At 73.3% G+C, this 14,258-nt stretch carries 11 protein-coding genes; 4 read left to right on the plus strand and 7 right to left on the minus strand.

Annotated features, from left to right (window positions below):
- Positions 1–269 precede the first annotated feature (269 nt).
- Genes ABD973_RS06035 through ABD973_RS06045 form a run of 3 tightly spaced genes read right to left on the minus strand, consistent with a single transcriptional unit; the run spans position 270 to position 4,167 of the window.
- Positions 270–2,669, minus strand: coding sequence for a xanthine dehydrogenase family protein molybdopterin-binding subunit (locus ABD973_RS06035; RefSeq protein ID WP_125595472.1), 2,400 nt, complete (start codon positions 2,667–2,669; stop codon positions 270–272).
- 2 nt (positions 2,670–2,671) lie between these two features.
- Positions 2,672–3,271, minus strand: a complete 600-nt coding sequence (locus tag ABD973_RS06040) for a (2Fe-2S)-binding protein (RefSeq protein WP_125822973.1) — start codon at positions 3,269–3,271, stop codon at positions 2,672–2,674.
- Positions 3,272–3,273: 2 nt separating this feature from the next.
- A complete protein-coding gene (locus ABD973_RS06045) occupies positions 3,274–4,167 on the minus strand; it encodes an FAD binding domain-containing protein (protein WP_007267274.1) in 894 nt (297 codons plus the stop codon).
- Positions 4,168–4,420: 253 nt separating this feature from the next.
- Between ABD973_RS06045 and ABD973_RS06050 the strand changes: the two genes are divergently transcribed.
- Together ABD973_RS06050 and ABD973_RS06055 are read left to right on the plus strand one after the other, a co-directional pair.
- On the plus strand, positions 4,421–6,097 hold the full coding sequence (locus ABD973_RS06050; RefSeq protein WP_345499016.1) for a PucR family transcriptional regulator: 1,677 nt from the start codon (positions 4,421–4,423) through the stop codon (positions 6,095–6,097).
- A gap of 191 nt (positions 6,098–6,288) precedes the next feature.
- Positions 6,289–7,044 (plus strand): hypothetical protein, encoded by a 756-nt coding sequence (locus ABD973_RS06055; protein WP_345504486.1) that lies wholly within the window; start codon positions 6,289–6,291, stop codon positions 7,042–7,044.
- Positions 7,045–7,273: 229 nt separating this feature from the next.
- On the opposite strand, the gene ABD973_RS06060 is transcribed toward ABD973_RS06055, so the two are convergent.
- Complete coding sequence (locus ABD973_RS06060; RefSeq protein ID WP_386382193.1) at positions 7,274–7,981, minus strand: GntR family transcriptional regulator; 708 nt, start codon at positions 7,979–7,981, stop codon at positions 7,274–7,276.
- Between the two features lie 131 nt (positions 7,982–8,112).
- Between ABD973_RS06060 and ABD973_RS06065 the strand changes: the two genes are divergently transcribed.
- Both ABD973_RS06065 and ABD973_RS06070 read left to right on the plus strand, forming a co-directional pair.
- A complete protein-coding gene (locus ABD973_RS06065) occupies positions 8,113–8,958 on the plus strand; it encodes a (2Fe-2S)-binding protein (RefSeq protein ID WP_345499018.1) in 846 nt (281 codons plus the stop codon).
- A 192-nt stretch (positions 8,959–9,150) separates the two neighbouring features.
- Complete coding sequence (locus ABD973_RS06070; RefSeq protein ID WP_125595477.1) at positions 9,151–10,209, plus strand: DUF2637 domain-containing protein; 1,059 nt, start codon at positions 9,151–9,153, stop codon at positions 10,207–10,209.
- Positions 10,210–10,265: 56 nt separating this feature from the next.
- On the opposite strand, the gene ABD973_RS06075 is transcribed toward ABD973_RS06070, so the two are convergent.
- The 3 genes from ABD973_RS06075 to ABD973_RS06085 all read right to left on the minus strand — a co-directional run bounded on the left by ABD973_RS06075 (position 10,266) and on the right by ABD973_RS06085 (position 13,592).
- Positions 10,266–10,655 carry an ATP-binding protein gene (locus ABD973_RS06075; RefSeq protein ID WP_185899380.1) on the minus strand — a complete coding sequence of 130 codons (390 nt, stop codon included), beginning with the start codon at positions 10,653–10,655 and terminating at the stop codon, positions 10,266–10,268.
- 183 nt (positions 10,656–10,838) lie between these two features.
- On the minus strand, positions 10,839–12,581 hold the full coding sequence (locus ABD973_RS06080) for a pyruvate dehydrogenase (RefSeq protein WP_125822969.1): 1,743 nt from the start codon (positions 12,579–12,581) through the stop codon (positions 10,839–10,841).
- A gap of 66 nt (positions 12,582–12,647) precedes the next feature.
- Positions 12,648–13,592 carry a protein phosphatase 2C domain-containing protein gene (locus ABD973_RS06085; RefSeq protein ID WP_345499021.1) on the minus strand — a complete coding sequence of 315 codons (945 nt, stop codon included), beginning with the start codon at positions 13,590–13,592 and terminating at the stop codon, positions 12,648–12,650.
- Positions 13,593–14,258 lie beyond the last annotated feature (666 nt).

Consider the following 14,258-nt stretch of genomic DNA (forward strand, 5'->3'; position numbering starts at 1 on the left):
CGTTGGCTGCACGACCCGGGGTGACGGCCCGAGGCGACGCGAAAGGTGCACTGCGTGTACTGCGGGTAGTGCGGGGGTGACCGCTGGTACTACGTGGGGGTTTGTGCAGGGGTTCTGCTCTGCCGAGTGACGGGGGACCGCGAGCGGTGCGGTACCGCGTACTTCTTGCTCCGGGCGGTGTGGCGTGAAGTGTGACGTTCCCGAGTCACACCGCCCGGAAATCCGAGGGGTGGGGTCCGGGGGCCTGGCGGCCCCCGGACCACGCCGTCCTAGAGGGTCCCGGTAAGGGCTTCCGGACGGATCGGCGTCTTGTTGAGCTCCAGACCGGTCGCCTGCCGGATCGCCGCGAGGACGGCCGGGGTGGACGAGAGGGTCGGGGCCTCGCCGAGACCGCGAAGGCCGTACGGCGCGTTCGGGTCGGCCAGCTCCAGGACGTCGACCGGGATGGTCGGGGTGTCCAGGATGGTCGGGATCAGGTAGTCCGTGAAGGAGGGGTTGCGCACCTTCGCGGTCTTCGGGTCCACGATGATCTCCTCCATGACGGCCACGCCGAGACCCTGGGTGGTACCACCCTGGATCTGGCCCACCACGGAGAGCATGTTCAGCGCCTTGCCGACGTCCTGGGCGGTCGCCAGCTCGACGACCTTGACGAGGCCGAGCTCGGTGTCCACCTCGACGACCGCGCGGTGCGCGGCGAAGGTGTACTGGACGTGGCCGTCGCCCTGGCCGGTCTTCAGGTCGAAGGCGACCGTCGGACGGTGGCGGAACTCGAGCTCGAGGTCGATCGCGTCCTCGCCCTCCAGGATGTCCGCCAGGTCGGCGAGCACCTCGCCGCCGTCGGTGACGACCTTGCCGCCCTCCAGGAGCAGCTCGGCGGTCGCCCACGCCGGGTGGTAGGAGCCGTTCTTGCGGCGGCCGATCTCCAGGACCTTCTCGCGGACGGCCTCGCAGGTGTTCTTCACGGCGCCACCGGTCATGTACGTCTGCCGGGAGGCGGACGTGGAACCGGCGGAGCCGACCTGCGTGTCGGCCGGGTGGATGGTCACCTGCGTGACACCGAGCTCGGTACGGGCGATCTGCGCGTGGACGGTGACACCGCCCTGGCCGACCTCCGCCATGGCCGTGTGGACCATCGCGACGGGCTCGCCGTTGATGACCTCCAGGCGCACGCGGGCGGTGGAGTAGTCGTCGAAGCCCTCGGAGAAGCCGACGTTCTTGATGCCGACCGCGTAGCCGACGCCGCGGACGACGCCCTCGCCGTGGGTGGTGTTGGACAGGCCGCCGGGCAGCGCGCGGACGTCCGCGTGCTCGCCGGCGGTCTCCCACTGGCGCTCCGGCGGCAGCGGGCGGGCCTTGACCCGGCGCAGCAGCTCGGCGACCGGGGCCGGGGAGTCCACGACCTGGCCGGTGGGCATGATCGTGCCCATCTCCATGGCGTTCAGCTGGCGGAACTCGACCGGGTCCATGCCCAGCTTCGCCGCGAGCTTGTCCATCTGGGCCTCGTACGCGAAGCAGGCCTGGACGGCGCCGAAGCCGCGCATCGCGCCGCAGGGCGGGTTGTTCGTGTAGAGCGCGATCGCCTCGATGTCCACGTCGTCGATGACGTACGGGCCCACCGAGAGGGAGGACGCGTTGCCGACGACGGCCGGGGAGGCGGACGCGTAGGCACCGCCGTCGAGCACGATCTTGCACTTCATGTGCGTGATCTTGCCGTCCTTGGTGGCGCCGTGCTCGTAGTACAGCTTCGCCGGGTGGCGGTGCACGTGGCCGAAGAAGGACTCGAAGCGGTTGTAGACGATCTTGACCGGCTTGTTCGTGGCCAGGGCCAGGAGGCAGGCGTGGATCTGCATCGAGATGTCCTCGCGGCCGCCGAAGGCACCGCCGACGCCCGAGAGCGTCATGCGGACCTTCTCCGGCGGGAGGCCGAGGACCGGGGCGATCTGCTGGAGGTCCGAGTGCAGCCACTGGGTGGCGACGTACAGGTCGACACCGCCGTCCTCGGAGGGCACGGCGAGGCCGGACTCGGGGCCGAGGAAGGCCTGGTCCTGCATGCCGAAGGTGTACTCGCCCTCGACGATCACGTCGGCCCGCTTGCGGGCCTCCTCCACGTTGCCGCGGATGATCGGCTGGCGGTGCACGATGTTCGGGTGCGGGACGTGGCCGGCGTGGTGGTCGTCGCGGCCCTCGTGGATCAGCGGCGCGTCGGCGGCGAGGGCGGAGGCCTCGTCCGTGACGAGCGGCAGCTCCCGGTAGTCGATCTTGATCTTGGCGGCCGCGCGGCGGGCGGTCTCCGGGTGGTCGGCGGCCACGAGGGCCACCGGCTCGCCGTGGTGGCGTACCCGGCCGTTGGCCAGGACCGGGGTGTCCTGGATCTCCAGGCCGTAGTTCTTCATCTCGGCCGGCAGGTCGTCGTACGTCAGGACCGAGTAGACGCCCGGCATGGCCAGGGCCTCGGAGATGTCGATGGAGACGATCTCGGCGTGGGCGACGGTGCTGCGCAGGGTCTGGCCCCACAGCATGTCCTCGTGCCACATGTCCGAGGAGTACGCGAACTCACCGGTGACCTTGAGGGTGCCGTCCGGGCGGAGCGTGGACTCGCCGATGCCGCCCTTGGTGTGGGTCTGGGTGACGTTCTTCGGCGTGCCGACGGTGCGGGTGTCCTGAGCCATGATCAGACCGCCTCTCCCTGACGGGCGGCCGCGAGGCGGACCGCGTCGAGGATCTTCTCGTAGCCCGTGCAGCGGCAGAGGTTGCCGGACAGGGCCTCACGGATGTCCTGGTCGGACGGGTCGGCGTTCTGCTCCAGGAGAGCGTCGGCCTGGACCAGCAGACCCGGGGTGCAGAAACCGCACTGGACCGCGCCGGCGTCGATGAACGCCTGCTGGATGTTGGAGAGCTCGCCGCCCTCACCGGTCTGGGAGTCGGTGCCCTTGGCGGACCACTGCTTGGCCTCGTCCGTGGAGACGCCCTTGCCGCCGCCGCACGCGCCGGTGCCGCAGGCGTGGCCGTGCTGGTCGCGCTGCTTGGCGAAGTCCGCCAGGCCCTCGACGGTCACGACGTCGCGGCCCTCGACCTGACCGGCCGCGACCAGGCAGGAACAGACCGGCACGCCGTCGAGGCGGACGGTGCAGGAGCCGCACTCGCCCTGCTCGCACGCGTTCTTGGAACCGGGCAGGCCCAGGCGCTCACGCAGGACGTAGAGGAGGGACTCACCCTCCCAGACGTCGTCGGCTTCCTGCGGACGGCCGTTGACAGTGAAATTGACGCGCATGGTTACGCAGCCCCTTCAAGCGAGCGGCCGTTGGTGCCGCGGTACTGCTCCCAGGTCCAGACGAGCTGGCGGCGAGCAAGGATGCCGACCGCGTGACGGCGGTACTTCGCCGTGCCGCGGACGTCGTCGATCGGGTTGCACGAGGCGGAGGCGAGCTCCCCGAACTGCTTGGCGATCGACGGGGTGATGACCTTGCCGTTGTCCCAGAAGCCGCCTTCTTCGAGTGCGGCGTTCAGGAACTCCTCGGCGGCCTTCGCCCGGATCGGAGTCGGGGCGGCCGAGGCGATACCCGTACGCACGGTGCGGGTGTCGGGGTGCAGCGCGATGCCGAAGCCGCAGACGGCGATGACCATCGCGTTGCGGGTGCCGACCTTGGAGTACTGCTGCGGGCCCGTGGCGTTCTTGATGTGGACCGTCTTGATGAGCTCGTCGGCGGCGAGCGCGTTGCGCTTCACGCCGGTGTAGAACTCGTCGATCGGGATCAGGCGGGAGCCGCGCACCGACTCGACCTCGACGTGGCAGTCGGCGGCGAGCAGCGCGGGGTGGGAGTCACCGGCGGGCGAGGCGCAACCGAGGTTGCCGCCGACACCGCCGCGGTTGCGGATCTGCGGGGACGCGACCGTGTGCGAGGCGAGCGCGAGACCCGGCAGCGTCGCGCGCAGGTTCTCCATGATCTGGGTGTACGGGACGGAGGCGCCGAGCTTGGTGACCTCCTCGCCGACCTCCCACTCCCGCAGCAGTTCGATGCGGTTGAGGTCCAGGAGGTATTCCGGACGGCGGTGATCGAAGTTGATCTCGACCATGATGTCGGTGCCACCCGCAATCGGCACAGCTGTGGGGTACTCGGCCTTCGCGGCGAGTGCCTCCTCCCAGCTGGCGGGGCGAAGGAAGTCCATGTGCGGCTCTCTTCTTCTTAATCGGGTCGTTCACTTCAAGCCAGGAGGCCGAAGGCCCTCGACTGGTCGTTCACGTGCTGTTAACGCGGTGTGGAGTCAGTACACAAGCCCGGTGTCCCTCGGGTGCAGTCACCGAAACCATGAAGGAGTTGGCTGGCGGCCTCCTTCGTCTTGTAGATTCGTATGAAAGGCAGGATGCGACGACCTGCCCGATTTCCAACGGCAACATTCGAGACAGATCGGCGGCGACATCATGCGGCTGCGCGCACTGCTGGAAACCGAGGCGCTGGGGCTGCGGCTGCTGGGCGGCGAGGAAGAACTCGACCGGACGGTCCGCGGGGTCATGACGACCGACCTGAGGGATCCCAGCCGATACCTGACCGGGGGAGAACTTGTTCTCACCGGCCTGGCATGGCGAAGAAATTCAGCCGACTCCGAGCCATTCGTACGAATCCTCGCGAGCGCGGGAGTGGCGGGCCTCGCGGCCGGCGAAGCGGAACTGGGCGACATCCCGGATGATCTGGTTTCGGCCTGCGTGCGCAACCGGCTGCCGCTCTTCGCGGTGAACGAGGACGTTGCATTCGCCACCATCACGGAATACGTGGTGCGGCAGGTCTCCGGGGAGCGTGCGGGCGACCTCGCGGCGGTCGTGGACCGACACCGGCGTCTGATGACCTCGGGCCCCGCGGGCGGCGGACCCGATGTGGTGCTGGATCTGCTCACCACGGACCTCGATCTGCGGGCCTGGGTGCTCTCCCCCACCGGCCGGCAGATCGCCGGAGCGGGCGAGCCGCTGGCGCCGGGGATCTGCGCGACGCTGGCGAGCGAACACCTCGCGGCGGTCCGGACGGGCCGCAGGGGCCCGCACCGGCTGTCCATCCAGGGTATTACCTACTCCCTCTTCTCGATCAGGGGACACGGTCGCGGCCCTGGTCAGGCCGTGCGCGACGTACGCGAGAGCGTGCTGTCGGACTGGCTGCTGGCCGTCGAGGCGGACGCGGGCGACTGGCCCGCCGAACGACTGGACCTGCTCCAGGGCGTCACCCAGCTGATCGCGGTCGAGCGGGACCGCCGCGACGCGGCCCGCACGGTGCGCCGCCGGCTGGCGCAGGAGGTGCTGGAGCTGGTCCAGACGGGCGCCCCGCCCGCCGAGATCGCCGCCCGCCTGCGGGTGGCGGCCCCGGTGCTGCTGCCCGGACTGGGCGCGGCCCCGCACTGGCAGGTCGTGGTGGCGCGGGTGGACTGGGACAGCGGGGACATCCCCGGCGGCCCGGTGGCCCAGTCGCTGCTGGAGGAGATCCTGGTCGACCCGTCGATGTCCGGACCGGAGCCGTCCGACCGGATCGCGGTGGCCCACGCCGGCGACGAGGCCATCGCGCTGGTGCCGCTGCCCGCGCTCTCCGGCGACGCCGGGGAGGACAAGGGCCCGGACTCGGCCCTGCACGCCGACGTGCTCCTGGCGACCGTACGGGAGCCGCTGGCGGCCGGCCTGGCCGACGACGGCCGGCTCACCCTCGGCGTCAGCGCGGCCGTGCACTCCGCCGAAGGGCTGCGCGGGGCGCTGGAGGAGGCCCGGCACGCCCGCCGGGTCGCCGCCGCCCGCCCCGGCCGGGTCTGCGCGGCCGGCCACCACGAGCTGGCCTCGCACGTGCTGCTGCTGCCGTTCGTGCCGGACGACGTCCGCCGCGCCTTCACGGCCCGCCTGCTGGACCCGCTGCGGGACTACGACCGCCGGCACCGGGCGGAGCTCATCCCGACCCTGGAGGCGTTCCTGGACTGCGACGGCTCCTGGACCCGCTGCGCGACCCGGCTGCACCTGCACGTCAACACGCTGCGCTACCGGGTCGGGCGAATCGAGCAGCTGACGGCGCGCGACCTTTCGCGCCTGGAGGACAAGCTGGACTTCTTCCTGGCACTGCGCATGAGCTGACCCCCGGGCCTCCCATCTGCGCACTCCCCCCGGAGGGGCCGGGCAGAGGCGGCTGACGAGCCGTCCGGACTTTGTGAAAGAGTTCACCCGACCCCTTGGCCGAGGCAGCCGATCCGTGCTCTCATTTCGCCCCAGGGCTCAACGACGTGCTGCTTGGCTGCTTCGGGGAGGGCAATGTGGCGGATACCGCCATGTCCGGTGCGGGATCGACGGGGGGCGACGACCCCCTCCAGCGGGCGATATGGCGGCTGCGCTCGCGCGGCTGTTGGACGGACGCGGCGGCCCTGCTGACGCCGCACGCGCACGACGCGGGCGCGGCGGTGCAGCGCACCGCGCTCCTGGTGGAGCGGTGCCTGTTCACCGGCCAGGGCTGGTCGGACGCGGAGGACGCGCTGCGGGCGGCCGAGGCCGTGGCCCGGGACGACGACGAACGGGGCGCGGCGGCCTGCGAGCGGGGCCAGCTGGCGTACGCGGCGACCGTGCTCGGCGTGCGGGACCGGGCCGACGAGGCCCGCTCGGCGCTGGGGCGCGCGGCCGCGCTGCTGTCCCCGGGGTCGCGGACGCGCCCGCTGCTGGACTTCCGGCGGGGCCTGGTCGCCGAGCACCTGGCGGACGCCCCGCAGGCGGCCCGGCCGGCGTACCGCCGCGCGCACGCGGGGGCGGTCACGCACGGGGACACCCTGCTGCTGTCGTTCACCTGGCGGCACCTGGCCGCGCTGGCGCTGCGGGACGGGGAGGTCGCCGAGGCCCGCAAGGGCTTCGCGGAGTCCCTGCGGATCCGGGAGGACCTGGGCTTCCTGGTCGGTACCGCGCCAGCGCTGGCGGCGCTGGCGGAGGTCGAACCGGAACCGGAAGCCGCCCGGCTCCGCGCGGAGGCCCGCCGCCTGTTCCACCTGCTGGGCGGCATCCCCACCTGGCTGGCGGACCAACTGGCCCCGGCCGCGTAACCCTGCGGGGCCGGTCCGGGGCCCCTGCGGGGCGGCCCCCTGGGGCTCCGCCCCAGACCCCGCGCCTCAAACGCCGGCGGGGCCGGATTCTCCAGCCCGCGCGGCGTTTGAGCGCACCGGGCGCGGAGCGCCCGGTATCGGGGTCAGGGGCGGAGCCCCTGGGAACGGTGGAAGGGCGGGTAGGGGACGGCCCCGCGCAGCGGAAACCGGGGCGCCCCAGCGGGAGCGGTCAGGCGCCGGCGAAGTGGGCCCGTACCAGGGCCTCCACCGCCGGGAGGTCGCGCGCGACAAGGGCGTCCAGCAGGGCCCCGTGCTCCGCAGCGTCGGCCACCAGGTCGTCGCGCCGCACCCGCGGGGCACCCGGCAGGGGCCACTGGGCGCGCCGGTGCAGTTCCTCGGCGGTCCGTACCAGCTGGCCGTTGCCCGACAGGCCGAGCACCGCCCGGTGGAAGGCCCGGTCGGCCTCCGCGTAGCGCGGCAGGTCGCCCTCCTGCGCCGCCTCCGCGGCGGCTTCGGCGGCCGGCCGCAGGGACTCCCAGGTCGCGGCGGGCACCGACCGGGCCAGCCGGAGCATCACCGGCACCTCGATCAGCGCCCGGACCTCGGACAGCTCCGCCTGGCTGCGCGGCGTGCGGGTGAGCACCCGGAAGCCCCGGTTCGGCAGGCACTCCACCGCCCCCTCCAGCGCGAGCTGCTGCATCGCCTCGCGGACGGGGGTCGCGGAGACCCCGAACCGCTCGCCGAGCGCGGGGCCCGAGTAGATCTCCCCCGGCACCAGCTCCCCGTCCACGAGGGCGGCGCGCAGGGCCTCGAGGACCTGCCCGCGCACGGAGTGGCGCAGTACCTTCTGCGGCGGGATCAGGGGCTCCCCGGCCTCCTCCGCCGCCTCGTACTCCGACTCCGCCTCGGACACCAGGGCGTGGGCCGCTCCGTGCACTCGGTCCTCCTCCGGGTCTCGACCGGTTCCGAGGATAGGCGGAACTCGAGCCTCCCCGGGCTCCCCACACCCCCAGAGATCAGCTAAGGTAAGGCTTACCTTTCTTCCCGACGCGTGATTCGGTGGTCCGCATGCTCCTGTCCGCACCCGCCCCGGCCGGCTCTCCGGTGGCCCGTGCGTACGAGCGTCTGGCGGACGCCTACCCCGGCCTGCAGGCCGAGGAGCGCGGCGCGCACGAACCCCTCCCTCGCGGTGTGGGCTGGGTCGGCGCGCACGAGCTCGCGGCGGGCGGGGCGGCCCTGGACGCCCACCTCGCCTGGGACGAGGCCCAGGTACTGCGGGACTACGGGCGCCGGGCGCGGCCCGACGTGGTGGCCGGCTTCGGCCTGCACCGGTACGCCTGGCCGGCCAGCCTGCTGATCACCGTCCCGTGGTTCCTGGAGCGCCGGGTGCCCCGGCTGCCCGTGGACCGGGTGGCCTTCCACCGGACACGCGGGCTGATGTCCGTACGCGTCGAGGAGTTCGCCTGCCTGCCGGGCGACCCGGCGGCCCTCCTCCCCGGGGCGCGGGTCGTCGCCGACGAGGAGGCCCTGCGCGAGGAGGTGCGGGCGGCGGTGGCCCAGCACCTCGGACCGCTGCTGGAAGGTTTCGGCCCGCGGATGCGGCGCGGCCGCCGCGCCCTGTGGGCGATGGCCGCCGACGAGGTCGTCGAGGGGCTCTGGTACCTGGGGAGCCTGCTCGGCGAGGAGCGGCGGGCCGTGCGCGAGCTGGAGCTGCTGCTGCCGGGCGCCCTCGCCCCGTACACCGGCGCCGCGGGCTTCCGCACCCTGCCCGGCCCCGGCGGGGCGGAGCTGACCACCCGGGACCGGGCGAGCTGCTGCTTCTTCTACACCATCCGGCCGGAGGACACCTGTACGACCTGCCCGCGCACCTGCGACGCGGACCGCGTCACCCGGCTCACGGGGGCCGACGGCTGAACCCACCCGTGCGGATGAAGTGAATTCGAACTCAACTCGACTCGTACGAGCGCCAGTTCGACCCACAACACCCTATCCGACGGGACCCGCCCCCCGATGGCGTCCACTTGCCCCGAAACCCACGTGCACCACTGACCGGCTGCGCCACTATGGCGCCCGGAAAGCCGCATACGCGAGGCAAGGGACATCCGCATGAGACTGACCGACATATCGCTGGACTGGCTGCTGCCCGGCGGCCTGTTGATCCTGGGCGTGCTTGCGGCAGTGGCGGTGGTGGCCCGGGGCAAGCGTGAGGGCGACAAGGCGACGGCCGACGACAGCTGGGAACGCAGCGAGGAGCGCCGCCGCCGCAAGGAGGCCGTCTACGGGACCGCCTCGTACGTCCTGCTCTTCTGCTGCGCTGCGGTGGCCGCCGCGCTCTCCTTCCACGGGCTCGTCGGCTTCGGCCGGCAGAACCTCAACCTCTCCGGTGGCTGGGAGTACCTGGTCCCGTTCGGCCTCGACGGCGCCGCCATGTTCTGCTCGGTGCTCGCCGTCCGCGAGGCCAGCCACGGCGACGCGGCCCTCGGCTCCCGGATGCTGGTCTGGCTCTTCGCCGGGGCGGCCGCCTGGTTCAACTGGGTCCACGCCCCCCGGGGCACGGGCCACGACGGCGCCCCGCAGTTCTTCGCCGGGATGTCGCTCTCGGCCGCGGTGCTCTTCGACCGGGCCCTCAAGCAGACCCGCCGCGCGGCCCTGCGCGAACAGGGCCTGATCCCGCGCCCGCTGCCGCAGATCCGCATGGTCCGCTGGCTGCGGGCCCCCCGGGAGACCTTCGGCGCCTGGTCGCTGATGCTCCTGGAGGGGGTGCGCACCCTCGACGAGGCCGTGGACGAGGTGCGCGAGGACAAGAAGGAGCGCGAACAGGACCGGCACCGCAGGCGGGAACAGCACCGCCTCGACCGCGCCCGCATCAAGGCGCTGGGCCGGCAGCACAGGGCGTTCGGGCGGGCCCGGGCGCGTCAGGTCGACCTGCCGGGGCTGACCCCCGGGACGGGCTCCGCGCCGGTCGGCGCGGAGCCGGCCATATCGGAAGCGGGACAGCTGCCCCTGCGAAAAAGGCCCTCCCTGCAGGCCGTGAACGGAACCGAATCCCCTGATCCGTCCGGGCCCCGGACGGTGGACCTCACCGCCGAGGACGACACCCAGACGATCCCCCGGCTCGACTCCCTGGAGCGCAAACTGAAGGACCTGGAGCAGCAGTTCGGCTGACCGGACCGCGATGGCACGGAGGCGGGGCACCCCCTGGGCGCCCCGCCTCCGCACGCTCAGGCCACCGCCGCGCCCGCGGCCCCGAGCTCGAACCAGACGACCTTGCCGCGCCCCCTCGTGAGGGGGTCCACGCCCCAGGCGTCGGCCAGCGCCTGCACCAGCACCAGCCCGCGGCCGTGCGTACCGTCGTCGGCGGACGGTACGTGCGGCCGGGGCAGGCGGCCGGCGTGGTCGCGGACCTCGACCCTGAGCCGGCCGGCCCGGACGGTCGCGGACACCTCGGCGCCCTCGTCGGTGTGGACGAGGGCGTTGGTGACCACCTCGGTGATCAGCAGCTCCGCCACGTCGGCCGTCTCGCCCCGGCAGCGGTGCCGCACCAGCTCCCGCAGGGCCCGGCGGACCTCCCCCACCGCCTTCAGGTCGGCCCGGCGCACGCTCCGCGCCATCTCGGCGCGGTCCTGCTCGGCGTCCGCCGACGGCTCGCGCGCCGGCGGCCGCTCGGTCCGCCACGTCTTCCCGGTCCTCGCCCCCACCCGCACGGCGACATACCTCCCCGTATCGCGCTGCCCGTGGTCTCGAACAGGTCTACGGAATGCATGCCCCCGGCGCCGGTCCGCACTCCTTCGTGCTCAAGGCCTGGGCATGTTGCGCAGGTTGGATCGAGCCATCTGGATCATCCGGCCCACCCCGCCGTCCAGCACGATCTTGCTGGCGGACAGTGCGAATCCGGTCACCATGTCGGCGCTGATCTTCGGAGGAATCGACAGGGCGTTGGGGTCCGTCACCACGTCCACCAGAGCCGGGCCCTTGTGCCGGAAAGCGTCCCGCAAAGCGGCCGTGAGCTGCTTGGGCTTCTCGACCCGGACCCCGTAGGCGCCCGCCGCGCGGGCGATGGCGGCGAAGTCCGGGTTCCGGTTCGTCGTTCCGTACGACGGAAGGCCGGAAACCAGCATTTCCAACTCCACCATCCCCAGGGAGGAGTTGTTGAAGACAATCACTTTGACGGGCAGGTCGTACTGCACGAGGGTGAGGAAATCTCCCATCAGCATCGAGAAACCGCCGTCACCCGACATCGACACCACTTGACGGCTCCGGTCCGTGAACTGTGCGCCGATGGCCTGCGGGAGGGCGTTGGCCATGGAGCCGTGGCTGAAGGAGCCGATGATGCGCCGCTTGCCGTTCGGGGAAAGATAGCGCGCGGCCCACACGTTGCACATGCCCGTGTCGACGGTGAACACCGCGTCCTCGTCGGCGAGTTCGTCGAGAACGGACGCCACGTACTCGGGGTGGATCGGCGTGTGCTTCTCCACCTTGCGCGTGTACGCCCTCACCACCCCCTCCAGCGCGTCCGCGTGCTTCTTCAGCATCCGGTCCAGGAAGCGGCGGTCCTGCTTCGGCCGCACCCGCGTGTTCAGCGCGCGCAGGGTCTCCCGTACGTCACCCCACACGGCGAGGTCCAACTGCGAGCGGCGGCCCAGGTGTTCGGGGCGGATGTCCACCTGGACGATCTTCACGTCGTCCGGCAGGAAGGCGTTGTACGGGAAGTCCGTGCCGAGCAGCACCAGCAGGTCGCACTCGTGCGTGGCCTCGTAGGCGGCGCCGTACCCCAGCAGGCCGCTCATGCCGACGTCGTACGGGTTGTCATACTGGATCCACTCCTTGCCGCGCAGGGCGTGCCCGACCGGGGCCTTGACCCGGTCGGCGAACTCCATCACCTCGGCGTGCGCGCCCGCGGTGCCGCTGCCGCAGAAGAGCGTGACCCGGTCGGCCTCGTCGATCAGCCGGACCAGCTTCTCGATCTCCCCGTCGCCGGGCCGTACGGACGGCCGGGCCGTCACCAGGGCGTGCTGGACGGCCTTCTCCGGGGCCGGCTGGGCGGCGATGTCGCCGGGCAGTGCCACGACGCTGACGCCGCCGCGGCCGACGGCGTGCTGGACGGCGCTCTGCAGCAGCCGGGGCATCTGCGCCGGGTTGGAGATCAGCTCGCTGTAGTGGCTGCATTCGCGGAACAGCTGGTCGGGGTGGGTCTCCTGGAAGTAGCCGAGCCCGATCTCGCCGGAGGGGATGTGCGAGGCGAGGGCCAGGACGGGGGCCATGGAACGGTGCGCGTCGTACAGGCCGTTGATCAGGTGGAGGTTGCCGGGACCGCAGGACCCCGCGCAGGCGGCGAGCCGCCCGGTGATCTGGGCCTCGGCACCCGCCGCGAACGCGGCCGTCTCCTCGTGGCGGACCTGGATCCACTCGATGCCGCCGGTGCGGCGGATCGCGTCGACGACCGGGTTCAGGCTGTCGCCGACGACCCCGTACATCCGGCGCACGCCCGCGCGCACGAGGATGTCGACGAACTGCTCCGCCACGTTCTGCCTGGCCATGGTTGGACGCCCTCTCCGGTTCCCCGCGAGCCGTGTGCGTCTTCCATCCACGCACGTCCCGCGCGGTTACGCCTCCCAGAGCGCGGCGGCCGTCCGGTCGTCGGCGTAGCCCTTGAGGCGGAGCTGGGTGTCGGCGAGGAAGGCCGCCAGGCCGGGCGGCTCCCCGTGCGACCAGCGGGCGGCGAGCTCGGCCGGGAGCAGGCCCTCCTCCCTCATGGGCTCCGCGAGACCGCCGGAGCAGAGCAGCAGGGTGTCACCCGGGCGGGCCACCGAGGCGCGGAACCGGAAGCCGGTGACGCCGGGCGTGGCGCCGTCCTCCTCCAGGTCCTGCCAGCGGCCCCCGCGCAGCCGGAACACCCCGCCGGCGCCGGCGCCGAAGCAGATCCGGTGGGGGCAGTCCGGATCCAGCGGCAGCAGGAGCCCGCGCAGCCCGGCGGTGTACGCCTCCTCGGCGAGCCCGAGCTCGGCGGCGCGGGCCCGCAGCCGCCCGTAGCCCCGGTCGGTGAGGCGCTGGAGCCCCGACAGCAGGGCCTCGCGCCGGCCCGCCCGGATGTCGTCGGCGAGCCGCTCCCGGCTGCGCCCGACGGCCGCCGCGACGAGGTGGCCCAGCTCGGCGGCGGCCTCCCGGGCACCGGGGGCGGCCCGGTCCCCGCCGGCCAGCACCACCAGCACCAGGGCCTCGTCGCCGCTGCCGAAGCGGGCGGTGAGCAGGAAGTCCCGCCGGGCCTCGCCCCGGTACCGGGCGGAGTCCCCGCGCAGCGAGGCGGCCCGCAGGGTGTACGTCCCGTAGCGGGCGCCCTCCAGGACGGTGTCCGGGGTCAGGAAGTCCAGCGCGGCCGGGTCGGCGGCGGGCAGCGCCCCCGGCTCGGCGGCGTAGGTGGGGGCGCGGTCGCCGAGGTACCGCACCGCGGGCCGCCCGGGCGGCGGCGGGCCGGCCGCCTCCCCGGGAGCCGGAACCGGAGCCGGGGGCACGGCCAGGTCCCCCTGCGCGTACCCGGTCTCCCCGGCCACCCGCGGGTCCGGCGGTGCGGGGGGTACGGGCGGGGCGGGGGGTACGGGCGGTGCCGGCGGTTCCGGCGGCGCGGCGATGCGGTACCCCGGCGGGGGCGGCACGGGCGGTTCCGGCGCGGCGGCGGGTACGGGCGGCGCCGGCGGTTCCAGCGGCGCCGCGGGCCGGTACCCCGGCGAGGGCGGCGCCGGCGGTTCCGGCGCGGCGGGGGGGTACGGGCGGCACCGGCGGTTCCGGCGGGGCCGCGGTCCGGTATCCCGGCGGGGGCGGCGGTACGGCCGCCCCGGCGGGGGCCTCCCGGCGCGGGCCGGGCAGCGACGGCTGCTCGGCGGGGGCCGGGCCGGGGGGACCGTGGCCGGCCGGGCCGGGTTCCGTCACCAGGACCGACGCCGAGCGGAAGCGCTGGTCCAGGGTGTCCCCCGGGTCGGGGGCGGGGCCCGCCTCGGGGCCCGCGTCGGGGTCCTCGTACAGCTTCTGCCACCAGTCCTGCGCGCCCTGCTGACTCATGCCCCCATTCTGGGCGCGACCGGGCGGCGGAAAACCCCGAATCCGGGAAAAGGCCCCACCGGGCCGCCACCCCGCGCGCCCACCCCGCACGACCCGCACATACGGGCGCAATTGACACATCCGATCGAATCCCCTTCCGGCCGGGGCGGCACCTCCTTGCC

Origin of the sequence: Streptomyces racemochromogenes (genome assembly GCF_039535215.1) — a bacterium.
GTDB lineage: Bacteria > Actinomycetota > Actinomycetes > Streptomycetales > Streptomycetaceae > Streptomyces > Streptomyces racemochromogenes.